Origin of the sequence: Arthrobacter rhombi, from assembly GCF_900163545.1 — a bacterium.
In the GTDB taxonomy this organism is placed as follows: Bacteria; Actinomycetota; Actinomycetes; order Actinomycetales; family Micrococcaceae; genus Arthrobacter_H; species Arthrobacter_H rhombi_A.
In genome coordinates this window covers 95,737-110,654 of record NZ_FUHW01000038.1, presented here as the reverse complement: position 1 = coordinate 110,654, position 14,918 = coordinate 95,737, and the positions used below count along the sequence as shown (strand labels likewise).

The window sequence follows — 14,918 nt, the reverse complement described above, 5'->3', positions numbered from 1 at the left end:
TGCCCGACGCCAGGGAGGAAGTCGACCCCGATACGTCACGGGCCACCCCCTCTGGTCATCCCGTCCATCGCATGAACTGTCAACTCGTGTCCCCGCCCGGTTCACACCCCTCATCTAACGGGTGACTAGGCTGGGTGGATGGCGACAGTTCTTCTCGTGCGGCACGGCCGCACCACAGCTAATGCCACTGGCCTGCTAGCCGGCCGAGCCGCCGGTGTCAGCCTGGACTCGGTCGGGCGTGACCAGGCCGCTCTGACCGGGGACCGGATCGCGCCCGTGCCTATAGCCGGGGTGGTATCGAGCCCACTTGAGCGTTGTCAGCAGACAGCCGCGTACATCCTCGAGCGCCAGACGGGCGCGCTGAAGACATTGGTCGATCCGGCCCTGACAGAGTGCGATTATGGCCAATGGCAGGGCCGTGCACTCAGCGATCTAGCGACCGAGGATTTGTGGCCGTTGGTACAGACCCAACCGTCCGCCGTCGTCTTCCCCGACGGCGAATCAATGGCAGAGATGCAGGCCCGGTCAGTGGCAGCAATTCGACGTCATGATGCAGGATTCGAAGCCGAGTACGGCCCAGAAGCCGTATGGGTTGCTGTCAGCCACGGTGACATCATCAAGTCAATCCTTGCCGATGCGCTTGGCATGCACCTTGACCTGTTCCAGCGTATTAACGTCGGCCCCGCCTCTGTATCGATCGTGCACTACGGGACGAGTCGGCCGAACGTCTACGCGACCAATACCCACGCGGGCGATCTATCGTGGCTGACTACCACCACTCTTTCTGGCGATGCCCCGGTGGGCGGCGGTGCAGGACAAAAGGCGCCATGAACCACATGCGCCTAGAATACTGACATGGCTACACGTGTTCACGAGTTCGACTGGCCCGATCGGGTCGTCGTTGGCACCCTTGGCCTTCCGGGGGCGCGTACTTTCTACCTGCAGGTGCGCGCGGGAGCGCAGATCGTCAGCATCGCCCTCGAGAAGCAGCAGTCTGCTCTGCTCGCGGAGAAGATCGACGAAATTCTCGACCAGCTCATCACCATCGAGGGCAACCCCTTCAGTGTTCCCACGAACACTCCCGTTGAATTAGTCGACAATGACCAGCTCGAGGCCGTCCAGGAGCAGTTTCGTACCGGAGCTGTGGGCTTAGGTTGGGACCCGACCACGGCCCAAATCGTCATGGAGGCTTACCCCATCACTGATGCTGATGGCAACGGTGAATGGCTTGTCGAGGATGACACTGACGACCCGGAAATGCTTCGGGTGCGAATGCCGGTCGGCACCGCCCGCGCGTTCACCAAGCGCACCCGCGAGATCGTGGGGGCTGGTCGTCCGATATGCCCGTTCTGTGGTTATCCCGTAGACGCTGACGGGCACAGCTGTCCCACTCCCGAGGTCTGATGGCGACGCCGGACCTCGCGACAGCCGAGCTGACTCTCACCGGTCGCATCACGACGGCGTCCAACGCTACGTTCCTCGGCACCATCGGCGATGTGGTGGTTGTCTATAAGCCGATAGCTGGAGAAACTCCGCTCTGGGATTTTCCGCAGGGGCTCTTGGCTCATCGGGAAGTGGCCGCATATCTGGTCTCGCAGGCTCTCGGCGGGGACATCGTGCCGCGCACTTGGCTGCGCGATGGGCCGATGGGCGAAGGAATGGTGCAGCTCTGGCAGGAGCGGGACCGATCCCAAAACGCTGTCGACCTGGTCACCACGGACGAGGTTCCCGAGACAGGCTGGAAACACGTTCTTGAGGGGCGCGATGAAAACGGACGGAAGGTCGCGCTCGTTCACGAAGACTCGCCGGCGCTGAGGCGCATGGCGGTATTCGACATCATCGTCAACAATGCCGACCGCAAAGGGGACCACATTCTTGCGATGGCTGGCGGTCGTCGACACGGTGTGGACCATGGGCTCACCTTCCACAGCGACCACAAACTGCGGACGGTGCTGTGGGGGTGGCTGGGAGAAGCCCTCACCGACGATGAACGCGACGGCATAGGTTGCGTCAGCGAGGGGCTTCAGGGCGGGCTGGGCCAAGAACTGGCGGACTTGCTCAGCGTCGAGGAACTCGCATCTCTCGCTACACGTTGCACACAGCTGCTCTCAGAGGGCAGGTTTCCGGCCCCACGCGGTGAGATGTCTGCGGTGCCTTGGCCCCTTTTCTAAGGCGCCCCACTGGCTCCGCAAGCTGAGTCCCCCGGAAGTGAGGCCCCACAATGAGCACGGCATTATTTCGTCGTGACACGGGTGGCAATAAGCAGGGGGCCGCCGTCAAGAACATAGGTTTCAGGCAGACCGGAACCTAGACGTTGAAGCGGAAGTCGACCGAGTTCCGGCACGGAGAACCATCAGCGACGACGTCGTCTCATGTCGAGTCGAGGCACGCGGTGATCGCGGCTGCAACCTCGTCCGCAGACTGCGATGTCGTGTCGAACTCCAAGACTGCATCAGACCACGCCGCATAGTCAGCGCGCCGGCGCTGCACGTCCGACCAAGACGGCTCGCCGACATGGGCGAGACCGCGATCTCTGCCGCTGAGCCGCCGCTCGTGCTCATGCACATCGGAGATCCCGAGGTACACGAAGTCGACATGTGAACCTGTTCGCGAGGCCGCAGTGCGCCAGGTCTGCCGAGCCTCTTCACTGTCGTTGACAGCATCGACAACGACATCGTGACCGAGCCGCAGATTCTGTTCTGCCATCGCACGCGTTGCCTCATAAGCGGCAACGCCGACTTGCCACCCTGGTGGCAGACCGCAGGCAAGGATCGACTCTTCCACCTCGTCGACGGACAGGTGGACCGACCCCGTGCGCGCAGCGACGACCCCGGCGATGCTCGTCTTTCCAACCCCGGGGAGGCCGGAGAGCACGAGGAGGCGACCGGTCACGCGACCGCCAGCGGCGTGATCGCGGCAACCTTGTCTCGCAGCGCCCGCCGCTCGAGCCGCAGCTCGTAGTTGGACTGCAGACTCATCCAGAGCTCCTCGGACGTCCCGAAGTACCGTGCGAGCCGGATCGCCGTATCTGCCGTGATGCGACGCTTGCCGTGCACGATCTCGTTGATCCGGCGTGGCGGCACACCGATGGACACGGCGAGCTTGTTCTGTGTGATCCCGAAGCCCTCGATGAAGTCCTCCATGAGGATCTCCCCAGGGTGGATCGGCTCGATCATCTCGTTCTCAGTGGTAGTCGACGAGTTCGACATCATCCGCACCTCCCTCTCTCCAGACGAAGCAGAGACGCCATTGCGCGTTGGCGCGGATGCTGTGCTGCCCTCGACGATCACCGACGAGCCGCTCCAGGCGGTTCCCCGGCGGGATCCGGAGATCCTCCACGTCCTTCGCGGCGTGGATCAGCTCGAGCTTCCGCAGAGTCGCCCGCTGCACGCGGCGGTCAACGCCCTTGACGAACTGCTCGTGCCAGATTCGCTCAGTGTCCTTGCTACCGAACGACCTGATCACACGTCCAGTGTATAACGCGTCGCGTCAATAACGCTAGACGTTAAACCGGAAGTCGACCACGTTCGGTAGCCGAATAACCTTTGACGTAGATTGACTCCATGAGTGCTGAGCCTCGGCGGGCCGCCGTCTACCTGCGGATCTCTCAGGATCGCGAGAACCGTCGCCTGGGTGTGGACCGCCACAGGGAGGACGCCGAGGCGCTCATCAAGGCTAGAGGATGGACTCCAGCAGGGGTCTACGAGGACAACGACATCTCCGGCAGTGGAGTTCTCCGATGGCGCCATCTCCCCCGCCCTGCTGGGCGAGGACCTGACCGTGGGGGCCTACACGACCGGGGGCGGGCACGCGCCTGCCGGCCGCGCGGTGGGCAATCGCGGCGGCGGCGGCCGGTGCCAACGGCTGCCCGACCGGCCCGGACGGCTTCCGGGTCACCGGGCGGCGCCCGCCCCCGCCACCACGAGGTCGATGAGCCGGCGGAGCACCACATCGACGTCCTCGCCGTCGATCCGTCTCTGCCGGGAGCGGTTGAGCTCGGCCAGCACCCCGGCGACGATGAGGCGGGCGCCGGCCGCCGCACCGGGCTCCTCGACGGCAGTGCCTGTCGCACCGTCCCGCGCAGCTCCGATCGCACCGGAAGCGTCGGCCCGGCCGTCCTTCAGGCGCGCGGCGATCTGCTCTTCGAGGCGATCGACGCGGTCGAGGACCCGCCGGCGATGCGGCATGTCCGCACCGAAGAGGATCTCGCGCGCGACCCACGTCGCAAGCTCGGACCAGCGCCGCATCGCGGTGACGAGCGGCGAGATCAGCTCCGCGATCCGTTCCGCGGTCTCCCCGCCCGCCGTCGCGGTGCCGGGCGCGGCGAACGCAGAGAGCGAAGTGGTGGTCGTCGCGCGCTCGTGGGCTCCCCAGAGCGCATCGACGACCATCATGAGCAGTTCGACCTTCGTCGCCGCGTGCTGGAAGACAGTGCCCTCGGCCACATCTGCCGCGCGCGCGACCTCGCTCATCGAGGTCCGCTCAAAACCGCGCTCCTCGAACAGCGCGCGCGCCGCGGCGAGGATGCGGGCGCGCTTCTCCGCCTTCGCCCGCTCGCGCCTGCCCAGCATCGCCGAGGGCGCCAGCTCCGTGTCATCCCGAGTTCCCATGCGGACATTGTAGTCGACTCAATTCTGAGTAGACTCAATATCGACGCCGGGTGATCGGCATCCGGCACGCTTCAGGAAGGATGGATCATGCAGCACACGGCAGGTAACTACGAGGCGTTCGCGCGTCCCCGCCCCGCACAGCACGCGCGGGAGACGAAGGCCTACATCGTCGGCAGCGGGCTGGCCGGACTCGCGGCGGCCGTCTTCCTCATCCGCGACGCCGGGGTCCCCGGTGCCAACGTTACGATCCTCGAGAAGGACGACATCGCCGGTGGTGCGCTCGACGGCCTCGACGTCCCGGAGAAGGGCTTCGTCATCCGCGGCGGCCGGGAGCTGGAGAACCACATGGAGTGCCTGTGGGACATGATGCGCTCCATCCCCTCCCTCGAGCTCGAGGGCGCCTCCGTGCTCGACGAGTTCTACTGGCTCAACAAGGATGACCCCAACTACTCGCTGCGTCGGGCCACCGTGCGCCGGGGCGAGGATGCGGGCCACGAGGGCCGCTTCGACCTGCCGAAGCGGGCCCAGAAGGATCTGCTCAGGATCTTCCTCGCCGAGCGTGCGGAGATGGAGGGCAAGCGCATCGACGAGGTGATGGGCCGTGAGTTCCTCGACTCGCCGTTCTGGATGTACTGGCGGACGATGTTCGCCTTCGAGGAGTGGCACTCCGCGCTTGAGTTCAAGCTCTATCTCCACAGGTTCGTCCATCACATCGGCGGACTGCCCGACTTCACGGCGCTGAAGTTCACGAAGTACAACCAGTACGAGTCCTTCGTCCTGCCGCTCATGCACTACCTCACCGAGCACGGCGTCGTCTTCCGCTCCGGCACCGAGGTCCTCGATGTGGACTTCGCCCACCGCAACGGCGAGATCCGCGCCACCGCGATCCACTGCCGCCGCGACGGCGCCGAGGAGACCATCGAGCTCGGTGAGCACGACCTCGCGCTGATGACGATCGGCTCGCTGGTGGACAACTCCGATGACGGCGACCACCACACGGCCGCCGTGCTCAACGAGGCCCCGGCCCCGGCCTGGGACCTGTGGAAGCGCATCGCGAAGAAGGACCCGTCGTTCGGGCGTCCAGAGGTCTTCTGCTCCTCGATCGAGGAGACGAAGTGGGAGTCGGCCACCGTCACCACGCTCGATCAGCGCATCCCGGCCTATATCGAGCGCATCGCCCAGCGCGATCCGTTCAGCGGCCGCGTGGTCACTGGCGGCATCGTCACCGCCGAGGACTCCTCCTGGCTGCTGAGCTGGACGGTCAACCGCCAGCCGCACTTCAAGAAGCAGCCGAAGGATCAAATCGTCGTCTGGGTCTACGGCCTGTTCGTCGACGTCGACGGCGACTACGTGAAGAAGCCCCTGGCGCAGTGCACCGGCGAGGAGATCACCCAGGAGTGGCTCTACCACCTGGGCGTGCCCGTCGAGGAGATCCCCGAGCTCGCGGCGACCGGCGCCCGGTGCGTGCCGGTCATGATGCCCTACGTGACGAGCTTCTTCATGCCCCGCCGCGCGGGTGACCGGCCGCAGGTCGTGCCGGAGGGGGCGACGAACTTCGCGTTCCTCGGGCAGTTCGCGGAGACCGGCCGCGACACGATCTTCACGACCGAGTACTCGGTGCGCACCGGCATGGAGGCCGTCTACGAACTCCTCGACGTGGAGCGCGGCGTGCCGGAGACCTGGGGCTCCACGTACGATGTGCGCGACCTGCTCGAGGCCTCGGCGCGCATGCGCGACGGCAAGAAGGTGGAGATGCCCGGCCCGGCCGCGCTGCGCGGCTACCTGCGCGGCAGGCTCGAGCACGGGGAGATCGGCCAGCTCCTCGAGGAGCACGGCCTCATCTGAGCCCCGCCCACCGCGGGTGCGCCTCGGGCCCGGTCCCGAGGCGCGCCTAGGCTGGTCTCATGTCGCCCACCGCTCCCCTCGGCTCCGAATCCCGCCTGCCCGCCGCCTGGCGCCCCTGGCGCCGGCCCTCGCCGCTGGCCGGTGCGCGGCCCACGCCGGCCCAGCTCGCCGCGGCGGCGGACGGCCCGGCTCGCGACGACGTGCTGCCGCTGCCCGGCGATGCCGAGTCCGCGGGCCTGGTGCGCCTGCTCATCGTGGGCATCAACCCGAGCCCGTGGACGACCGCGGTCAACGCCCCCTTCGCGCGCCCGGGCAACCGCTTCTGGCCCTCGCTCGCTGCGGCCGTCATCCTCCCCCGCACCGTCGATGCCTCGCGGGGGCTGAGCCCGGACGACGAGCGCCTGCTGGCCGAGCGCGGGATCGGGATCGCCAACCTCGTGGGACGGACCACGGCGCGCGCCGCCCAGCTGATGCGCATGCCCCACGTGTCCTCGCAGTCGAGCAGGCGCGGGATGTTGACGGCGAGCACGACTTCCCCCGCGGGGCGCGGCGGCGCCGGCAAACCGGGCGGCCGCCGGCGGCGGTGCCGGTGGCGAGCTCCGCGGCGCGGGTGTGGAAGCGGGCCGGGTCGTAGCGGGTGGAATCGCGGCCCTCGGCGGCGAGGTGGCGCAGCAGCGCGCCGGGGTCGAGCAGCCGGCACACGCGCACGGCGACCGCGATGAACATGACGCCTCAGCCCACGGTGATGGCCACCGCGCCGACGGTCGAGGCCCAGGGGCGATAGGCGTCCCCGCCCACCGCGATCGAGAGCGCGATGAGGAACGCATAGGCGAACGTGCCCACGAAGCAGCCCAGCCCCCACTGCATGACGCGACCGGCCTGGAATACCGGCGAGATGCGCACCGACAGGGCGGTGACGCCCAGGCTCATGGCGGCCGTCAGCGCGCTGAAGACGAGGCCGGCCAAGGTGACCATGGCCCCGAAGGTGATGCCCAGCAGCGAGCCCACGCCCCCCGCGTCGAGCTGCGGGTAGTGAAGCGGCGGCGCGAGCGCGCGGTCGGGGGCAAGCAGCACGGCGCCGAGTGCGAGGGCGAGCAGGAAGAGGCGCAGGGGGATGCCCCACATAGTGGGCACGCGGGCGTGGCGGCACATGGCCGCCCATGCGCGGCGGTCGGCGGCGGTCTCCCGGCGGGCCGGGCCCGCCTCGGTATCGCCGTCCCTCAGCGCTGCACCCACACGAACCTCCTCGCGACCGGGCCGCCCGGCGGCGCGCCCGCCGCACCGTGGCGCGGCAGGTCGAGCCTACCGAGCGCGGCCCACCTCCACCACAGAGCGGGCGGGACTCAGCCCTGCGGGTCGTCGTAGAAGCCGCCGCCCGCGCCGGCGCCCATGCGGCCGCGGTCGATGTAGTGCTCCTTGAGCCAGGCGGCGAGGCGCTGGCTGTGTTCATCGCCGCTCGACAGGATGTTGTAGGCGGTGCCGAGGCCCACGACGTCGTAGATCTGGAACGGTCCCATGGGCGCGCCCGTGGCGATCCGCCAGACGTTGTCGACGTCCTCTGGCTGTGCGTAGCCGCCCGCCGGCAGGTCGAGGGCCGCATTGAGGAAGGGCACGAGCAGCGAGTTGAGCACGTAGCCGGGGCGCTCCTTGAGCACGGGGATGGGCACCATGCCGATGGCGCGGGCGAACTCCACGACCGTGTCGAAGACCGCGGGGCTCGTCTCCGCCGTGCCCATGACCTCGGCGGTGTTGAACTTCCAGATCTGGTTGGCGAAGTGCAGGGCGAGGAAGCGGTCGGGCCGCCCGGTGAAGTCCTTCATGTCGCTGGGCAGCAGGGTCGAGGAGTTCGTCGCGAAGATCGTGTGCTCGGGGGCGAGCGCCGCGAGCTTCTCGTAGGTCTCGCGCTTGATGTCGAGGCGCTCCGGGACGGCCTCGATGATGAGATCGGCATTCCCCGCGGCCCGCGCGAGGTCCGTCGTCATCGCCAGGCGCTCGAGCGCTGCCTGTGTGCTGGCCTCGGTGGCGCCCTCGACCTCAGCCCGGTAGGCGGTGACGAGCGCGTCCAGGCGCTTGCGGCCGGCGCTCAGGGCCTCGTCGCCGATGTCGTAGACGGTGACGTCGAAGCCGGAGTAGGCGGTCTGGTAGGCGATCTGGGCGCCGAGCACTCCGGCGCCCAGCACGGTGACGCGGGCGATGTCGCTCATGGTGTTCCTCCTCGATGGGCCGCCGGGGGCGGCAGCCGCGCAACCTGCGCGCCTATTTTTGAGTGTACTCATTTTTCCGCGCTCGGCAAGGGCGCGGCCCGGCGCCCGCTCCCCTAGCGTCCGGGGCTACTTCCGCAGCGCGCGGCGGCGAACCGCGCCCGGTCGGCGGGCGCGACCAGCCCGGCAAGCGCCTCGGGCTCGGCTGGCAGCCCCGCCCGGCGCGCGCCCTCGAGCGCCTTGGCATCGAAGAATCGAAGACCGGCGGGAGGGACCAGATCCCCTGGACCTCGCCCAGGAAGATCTGCGCCCCGGCGGACCCGATTTCGGGAAAGGGGCGCAGCAGGCGGCTCAGGGCCGCGGGCTCCGCGTGCCCCGCTGCGCGCAGCCGGCGCAGGTCACCGCCGTAGTCCGCGAGCAGCTGCTCGGACATGCGGCCCAGGCGGGTGGCAGTGCTCTCGTCGTAGCGGCGGTAGCCGGCGCGGCGACGCGCTGGCAGTGCGTCGAGGCGCGCATGTGCGCGGGGTGGTGAGGCCGGCGTCCCACAGCTCACGCGCTGCGGCCACCGCGATGTCCGCCCCGATCCGCGCGGCCAGGAGGTTGGCGAGCACGAGCAGCTGGAAGAGGGGCGCGGGGCGATCGGCCAGATCGATGCTGGCCTGCTGGGCGTAGGTGGTGCCGTGCTCGTCGAGGAGGTCGCCCGCGATGCGGGCGAGGGGCTTCGCCATGGCGCCCACCCTAGGCCAGCCCCCGCATCGTTGGTGGAGGTCGCCTTGAGGCAGCACTGCGACTACTGAAGTACCTGCGCGATACGAAAACGACGTTCTCCATCAAGTCCGTGCTACTCACAATCCTAGTCGGTAACTCCATCGAGAGCTGGCGCTCCGCGGACGATCCGGAGTAATACGGCGACATCGCGACAGCGCTCGTGCACGTCATCGAAGACCTCAACGACTACCTTCAGTCCAACCCGACGATGCCGTCGATTTACGATCCGGCAAGCACCGGCCGAGATTTCCGGGAACGATGGGACCAGGATGGATGCTCGAACTTCCGGGCCCAGATTCTCCACTACGCCACGAAGATGCGGGAGGCGTACGACGCTGAGACTATCAACGACTCCGTGGCAGCCTGGCAGGACGCCTTCGGACCGTCGTTCAATAAGCCGGCTGTCGAGGCTGCGCAGAAGTCGTTGCCCGCCGAGCAGTTCATCGACACAATGCTCCGCATTCCGATCCGATTGGAGAATCGCGTCACCTTGTTCGGAAGGGTCCGCCGCGCCGGAGTTGTACGAGCGTACGACCTACCCCGCCGCGAAGACCGAGTGCAGAAGGATCGAACAATCGACTTCGAATTGCGAGACCTAGATGTCACAGGACCTTACGAGGTCTATTGGAAAGTGAAGAACCACGGTTCGGAAGCTGTCCAGGCAGGCCAGCCACGTGGTGACGTCATAGTGGGCGGGGACACCCGATACGAGAGCACGGCGTTTGTGGGGAGCCACTACGTCGAGATGTACATCGTCCAGAACAACGTCTGCGTCGCCAAGGATCGCCAACCAGTGATCATTCAACCGCGCTGAGACGCTCTCCAACACCCACCGTCGCCAAGACCTTGGCAACGATGCCGCCGAGGTTCTTGTCCGTCTCAGGAGCGGCCTGCTTGGCCTTCGCCCGTCTGACAGCCCACCGGGGACAATGGTGGTGTGAGCAGCTCCAACTTCTTCGACAGGTTGCTTGCCGATACATGAAATTGCTCGTCCCCACGCCAGAGGCTAGATTGAAAACCTAAACTCCACGACGTCGCCGTCCTTCATGATGTATTCCTTGCCTTCGATGCGCGCCTTGCCGGCGGCCTTGGCAGCGGCGGTTGACCCGGCAGCAACCAGGTCTTCGAAACCAATGATTTCCGCCTTGATGAATCCACGCTGGAAGTCGGTGTGGATGACTCCGGCTGCCTGGGGTGCGGTTGCCCCCTGCGGGATCGTCCAGGCACGTGATTCCTTCGGGCCGGCCGTCAAATAAGTCTGCAACCCCAGGGTGTTGAACCCGACGCGGGCCAGCTGATCCAGACCGGACTCCTCATAGCCGGCGTCGGCCAGCATCTCGGCGGCTTCGTCCTCTTCGAGTTCGACGAGGTCCGATTCGAACTGGGCATCCAGGAAGATCGCCTCGGCCGGAGCCACGAGCTCGCTCAGGCGGGTGCGCAGGGCCTCATCGGCAAGGGCCTCTTCGTCCATGTTGAAGACGTAGATGAATGGTTTGGTGGTCATGAGCTGCAACGAAGCGATCTCGGCAAGGTCGAGCTTGGCCGCTGCGGCACCGGCGTACAGCGTGGTGCCCGTTTCCAAGACCTCCTGCGCCGTCTTGATGGCTGTCAGCAACGAGGCGTCGGCCTTCTTGGCCTTGACTTCCTTCTCCAGTCGCGGCAACTGATTTTCGATCGTCTGCAGGTCGGCGAGGATCAGCTCAGTGGCGACGGTGTCGATGTCACCTGCGGGGTCGATCTCTCCGTTGACGTGGACCACGTCTGGGTCGGCAAAGGCCCGGGTGACCTGGCAGATGGCATCTGCTTCGCGGATATTGGCCAGGAACTTATTGCCCAGCCCTTCCCCCTCGGAGGCACCCTTGACGATTCCTGCGATGTCCACGAACGACACCGTCGCCGGCAGGATTCGCTCGGATCCAAAGATCCCGGCCAGGACCTTCAGCCGCTCATCCGGTAGCGGAACGACGCCGACGTTGGGCTCGATCGTGGCGAACGGGTAGTTCGCCGCGAGAACCTGCGCGCGGGTCAGTGCATTGAACATGGTTGACTTGCCGACATTGGGCAGTCCGACGATTCCGATAGTAAGTGCCACGGGAGACAACTCTACCTGCCGCAATGTGTCGGCGCGGACTGGCACAGTGGACCCATGGACGCTTTTGCATGGGTTGTGTCGACTCTCACGTTGTTATTGGGCTTGGTTCTCGGGGCTTTCGGTCTCTGGATGCTCGGACTCAAGGACCGCTTTTCCGTGCTCAACCACGAGAACCGAAGGACCACCCAGGAACTCGCCACCGCCGAATCTGCTCTGGCGGCGGCACGGGAGCATGTTGATTCCCTCCAGTCCCGGCAAGACGCTGAACGTCAACGCGACGCTGACGATCGGAAGGTCCTGCAGGTGTTGGCTCCCGTGGCGGAGAAGCTCCAACAGGTCCAACAGCAGGTGACGGTCCTCGAACGCGACCGGGTCGAGCAATACGGTCAACTCAGCCAGCAGTTGAACATGGCGGCCGAACAGGATGCTGCCATTCTGAGAACGACGTCGTCACTCGCCGGAGCATTACGGAACACCTCGGCACGGGGCACCTGGGGTGAAGTTCAGCTGCGGCGGGTCGTGGAAGCAGCGGGCATGCTGTCCCGCGTGGATTTCAACGAACAGGTCACCACGTCCAACGGCAAGCGTCCTGACATGGTCATCACCCTGCCCGGCGGCAAATCCGTCGTCGTCGACTCGAAGGTCCCGCTCAATTCCTACCTGTTGGCCCAAGAGATTGACCTCCTGGCGGAGCCGTCACGGGAGGCCGAGCGACGGACGTTGCTCGAAGCCCACGCCAAGGCCCTGCGGGCGCATGTCGACGATCTGGGTTCGAAGACTTATTGGGATTCCCTGGCAGCTAGTCCCGAGTTGGTGGTCTGCTTCCTGCCGGCGGAGTCCTTCCTCGCCGCAGCCGTCACCAGCGATCCGGAGCTCCTCGACCATGCGTTTTCGAGGAATGTCGCCCTGGCGGCACCGGCCACGCTGCTCTCGATCCTCAAGGGTTTGTCCTTTGCTTGGCGTCAAGAACTGCTCACGGATAACGCCCGGGCCCTCTTCGACGAGTCCAAGGAGTTATACAGCCGTTTGGGCACGCTGGGATCCCATGTGACGAAATTGGGCTCGTCGCTGAAATCAAGCGTCGAACGTTATAACTCGTTCGTGGGGACCCTTGAGTCCAGGGTTCTGCCCTCGGTACGCAGGATCCAGAATTTGGATCCGGGACATGACCTCTCCTCCGTCGATGGCGCGGGATTGTCCGTCCCACCGCTGGAGTCCACGCCTCGGGTTCTCAGTGCCAGCGAGCTCCTGCAAGCGGAGATGCCGGCCCAAGAACAGATGGTGGAACCGCCTAGCGGAGAGAGCGCCTAGTTTGCTGTTCCGTGCCCGCCGAGCCCCGTTGACGTATCGCCGGCTTCCTTGAGCTTGGCCCGCAGTTCCTTGGGCAGCGAGAAGATAATGTCCTCCTGTGCGGTGACGATCTCTTCGACCGGGCCGAACCCGTAATCGGCGAGTAGTTCCAACACCTCGTAGACGAGGACTTCAGGAACCGAGGCACCCGAGGACACGCCCACACTGGAAATACCTTCGAACCACGTCTCGTCGATCTCATGCGCGAAATCAACTCTGTGGGCGTACTTCGCCCCGTATTCCAGGGCAACCTCCACCAGGCGCACCGAGTTGGAGGAGTTCGACGATCCAACGACGATCACCAGTTCCGCCTCGGGGGCAATCTTCTTGATCGCTGTCTGGCGGTTTGAGGTGGCATAGCAAATATCGTCACTGGGCGGGTCCTGAAGCTTCGGGAACCGTTCGCGCAGGATATCCACCATTTCCAGCGTCTCGTCGACCGACAACGTGGTCTGTGACAGCCAGATCAGGTGCTCCGGATCCTCGACCTCGACGGTGCGGGCCTCCGCGGGGTTGTTCACGATCGTGATGCTTTCCGGGGCTTCCCCGTAGGTGCCTTCGACCTCTTCGTGGTCTGCGTGTCCAATGAGCAGGATGTGATTCTTGGCCTTGGCAAACCTCACGGCTTCCCGGTGCACCTTCGTGACCAGGGGACAGGTCGCGTCGATGGTGCGCAAATTGCGATCTTCTGCTGACTGGACGACGGCGGGACTGACCCCGTGAGCCGAGAAGACGACGAGCGCGCCTTCGGGGACCTCATCGGTTTCCTCCACGAAGATCGCTCCGCGTTCCTCCAACGTGGAGACGACGTGGACGTTGTGCACGATTTGCTTCCGGACATAGACCGGGGCCCCGTAGTGCTCCAAGGCCTTTTCCACCGCAATCACCGCGCGGTCAACACCGGCGCAATAACCTCGCGGGGCAGCCAAGAGGACACGTTTGGGTCCGGCCACGGGGGCAACGGCGGCTACTTCCTCGGGCGAACGACGACGACGGGGCACCTGTGGCATGGGCACGGAAACCGGGGCGGCAGAACTGATGGACATGCCATCCATGCTATCCGTTCCTGCGACGCCCCACGAGGAGCCGGATCACAACCCCGGCAACCAGGACCGCTGCCCCACCAACGAGTGAGGACACCCCGACGCCATGCACCTGCTCCGATAGCCCGTTCATGATCTTGGATCCCGCCAATGCGCCCAGCCCCGCGGACGCCTGAACAGCACCTTCCGGGGCGATGCGCGTCGCCAAGACCAACAGGGCTGCCGACCACAGGCAAACGACGATCCCTCCCACGGCCACCACTCCTCCCCGCGACCACGGGCGAGCCAGGACTACGGCGCCCAGCGCCAAGAGCCCTGAGCCGAGGGCTACCCAACCCCAGAAGCCTGCCAACCAGACCGTCGTGGCGACTCGTTGCGCTACCGCTGGATCGGAAGACGGTAGATCAAGGGGCACGGAGGTCTTGATGTCCTGGCCCAGGGAATCGATGACCAGCCCCAGGCCCACTCCGGGGCTAGCATCCTTGAGCCCGCCGATCCCCAAGTCCACTACCGGGCCAAGTTCTAGGGTGGCCGGCGCCGTCTTGGCGGATCCATCCCTGACAGTCGAGAGTCGATCCACGAAGATTTCGCGGGATTCGTCAATACTTTCAAGCCAGGCCGGTTGGAATCCGTCACTGTCCAACACCACATCCACGGCCCGTGCACTGGCTCGGTTCAACGGCTCAGCCAACGCCTCCGGCAATTCGATGCTGCCGGGGAGGGCATCGCGGATGCCATCGATCATGACCTGGGGCAATTCGGCGCGAATATCCTGGTCTGCGGGGAGCGCTCCAGCGATCTGGCGGGCGGGTTCTGCGGTGTGCGCCAAACGGTCGACAGAAGATCCCGTCACGGCCCCGCAGGCTAGTAGCGCCGACAAGATCATGAGCACCACGGGTCCTATAGAGCGCACGGCCTCCCCTTTACGGGTCGTTTCCATCGGCACGCCCGGCCGGGCGTGCGCCAATTATCCCAGCCTACTGGTATGCATGTACATGGGCCCGGACGA

At 65.9% G+C, this 14,918-nt stretch carries 17 protein-coding genes; 7 read left to right on the top strand and 10 right to left on the bottom strand.

All coding sequences use genetic code 11. The features are described from left to right. The first annotated feature begins 138 nt into the window (after window positions 1–138). From FM101_RS11000 to FM101_RS10990, 3 genes are read left to right on the top strand one after another with little or no spacing between them, the layout of a single operon-like run. Window positions 139–831: a histidine phosphatase family protein gene (locus FM101_RS11000; protein ID WP_086999552.1), complete on the top strand. Its 693-nt coding sequence runs from the start codon at window positions 139–141 to the stop codon at window positions 829–831. Between the two features lie 24 nt (window positions 832–855). Next, window positions 856–1,404 carry a DUF3090 domain-containing protein gene (locus tag FM101_RS10995; RefSeq protein WP_086999550.1) on the top strand — a complete coding sequence of 183 codons (549 nt, stop codon included), beginning with the start codon at window positions 856–858 and terminating at the stop codon, window positions 1,402–1,404. Then, window positions 1,404–2,171 (top strand): SCO1664 family protein, encoded by a 768-nt coding sequence (locus FM101_RS10990; RefSeq protein WP_086999548.1) that lies wholly within the window; start codon window positions 1,404–1,406, stop codon window positions 2,169–2,171. The genes FM101_RS10995 and FM101_RS10990 overlap by 1 nt, the downstream gene beginning before the upstream one ends. 199 nt (window positions 2,172–2,370) lie before the next feature. On the opposite strand, the gene FM101_RS10985 is transcribed toward FM101_RS10990, so the two are convergent. From FM101_RS10985 to FM101_RS10965, 4 genes are all read right to left on the bottom strand, one after another. Then, a complete protein-coding gene (locus FM101_RS10985; protein WP_179204306.1) occupies window positions 2,371–2,892 on the bottom strand; it encodes an AAA family ATPase in 522 nt (173 codons plus the stop codon). Next, window positions 2,889–3,209: a HigA family addiction module antitoxin gene (locus FM101_RS10980; RefSeq protein ID WP_087000027.1), complete on the bottom strand. Its 321-nt coding sequence runs from the start codon at window positions 3,207–3,209 to the stop codon at window positions 2,889–2,891. Before FM101_RS10980 ends, FM101_RS10985 begins: the two co-directional genes overlap by 4 nt. Continuing rightward, entirely contained in the window at window positions 3,184–3,465 is a 282-nt protein-coding gene (locus FM101_RS10975; protein WP_086999544.1) for a type II toxin-antitoxin system RelE/ParE family toxin, read from the bottom strand. Before FM101_RS10975 ends, FM101_RS10980 begins: the two co-directional genes overlap by 26 nt. Window positions 3,466–3,893: 428 nt before the next feature. Beyond that, complete coding sequence (locus tag FM101_RS10965) at window positions 3,894–4,610, bottom strand: TetR/AcrR family transcriptional regulator (RefSeq protein WP_218778280.1); 717 nt, start codon at window positions 4,608–4,610, stop codon at window positions 3,894–3,896. Window positions 4,611–4,697: 87 nt separating this feature from the next. Here FM101_RS10965 and FM101_RS10960 point away from each other — a divergent pair, with 87 nt between their 5' ends. Beyond that, window positions 4,698–6,455, top strand: coding sequence for an oleate hydratase (locus FM101_RS10960; protein ID WP_086999542.1), 1,758 nt, complete (start codon window positions 4,698–4,700; stop codon window positions 6,453–6,455). A 59-nt stretch (window positions 6,456–6,514) separates the two neighbouring features. Further along, window positions 6,515–7,177 (top strand): uracil-DNA glycosylase family protein, encoded by a 663-nt coding sequence (locus FM101_RS16140; protein ID WP_086999540.1) that lies wholly within the window; start codon window positions 6,515–6,517, stop codon window positions 7,175–7,177. Window positions 7,178–7,187: 10 nt separating this feature from the next. On the opposite strand, the gene FM101_RS10950 is transcribed toward FM101_RS16140, so the two are convergent. The 3 genes from FM101_RS10950 to FM101_RS15875 all read right to left on the bottom strand — a co-directional run bounded on the left by FM101_RS10950 (window position 7,188) and on the right by FM101_RS15875 (window position 9,384). Next, on the bottom strand, window positions 7,188–7,691 hold the full coding sequence (locus FM101_RS10950; protein ID WP_086999538.1) for a DUF2254 family protein: 504 nt from the start codon (window positions 7,689–7,691) through the stop codon (window positions 7,188–7,190). Between the two features lie 107 nt (window positions 7,692–7,798). Beyond that, a complete protein-coding gene (locus FM101_RS10945; RefSeq protein ID WP_086999536.1) occupies window positions 7,799–8,659 on the bottom strand; it encodes a 3-hydroxyacyl-CoA dehydrogenase in 861 nt (286 codons plus the stop codon). A gap of 395 nt (window positions 8,660–9,054) precedes the next feature. Then, entirely contained in the window at window positions 9,055–9,384 is a 330-nt protein-coding gene (locus FM101_RS15875; protein WP_218778279.1) for a hypothetical protein, read from the bottom strand. A gap of 200 nt (window positions 9,385–9,584) precedes the next feature. Between FM101_RS15875 and FM101_RS10935 the strand changes: the two genes are divergently transcribed. Next, window positions 9,585–10,238: a nucleotide-binding domain-containing protein gene (locus FM101_RS10935; protein WP_086999534.1), complete on the top strand. Its 654-nt coding sequence runs from the start codon at window positions 9,585–9,587 to the stop codon at window positions 10,236–10,238. Window positions 10,239–10,430: 192 nt separating this feature from the next. Here FM101_RS10935 and ychF read toward each other — a convergent pair whose 3' ends face one another. After that, the gene (gene ychF, locus FM101_RS10930; RefSeq protein ID WP_086999532.1) at window positions 10,431–11,516 is read right to left on the bottom strand and encodes a redox-regulated ATPase YchF; all 1,086 of its coding nucleotides are present in this window, start codon (window positions 11,514–11,516) and stop codon (window positions 10,431–10,433) included. Window positions 11,517–11,570: 54 nt separating this feature from the next. On the opposite strand from ychF, the gene FM101_RS10925 reads away from it, so the two are divergent. Beyond that, window positions 11,571–12,827, top strand: coding sequence for a DNA recombination protein RmuC (locus tag FM101_RS10925; protein ID WP_086999530.1), 1,257 nt, complete (start codon window positions 11,571–11,573; stop codon window positions 12,825–12,827). Here FM101_RS10925 and FM101_RS10920 read toward each other — a convergent pair. Both FM101_RS10920 and FM101_RS10915 read right to left on the bottom strand, forming a co-directional pair. Next, entirely contained in the window at window positions 12,824–13,912 is a 1,089-nt protein-coding gene (locus FM101_RS10920; protein ID WP_087000023.1) for a 4-hydroxy-3-methylbut-2-enyl diphosphate reductase, read from the bottom strand. The two genes, FM101_RS10925 and FM101_RS10920, sit on opposite strands and share 4 nt — an antisense overlap. 10 nt (window positions 13,913–13,922) lie before the next feature. Further along, window positions 13,923–14,762, bottom strand: a complete 840-nt coding sequence (locus FM101_RS10915; RefSeq protein WP_143269275.1) for a hypothetical protein — start codon at window positions 14,760–14,762, stop codon at window positions 13,923–13,925. Between the last annotated feature and the right edge of the window lie 156 nt (window positions 14,763–14,918).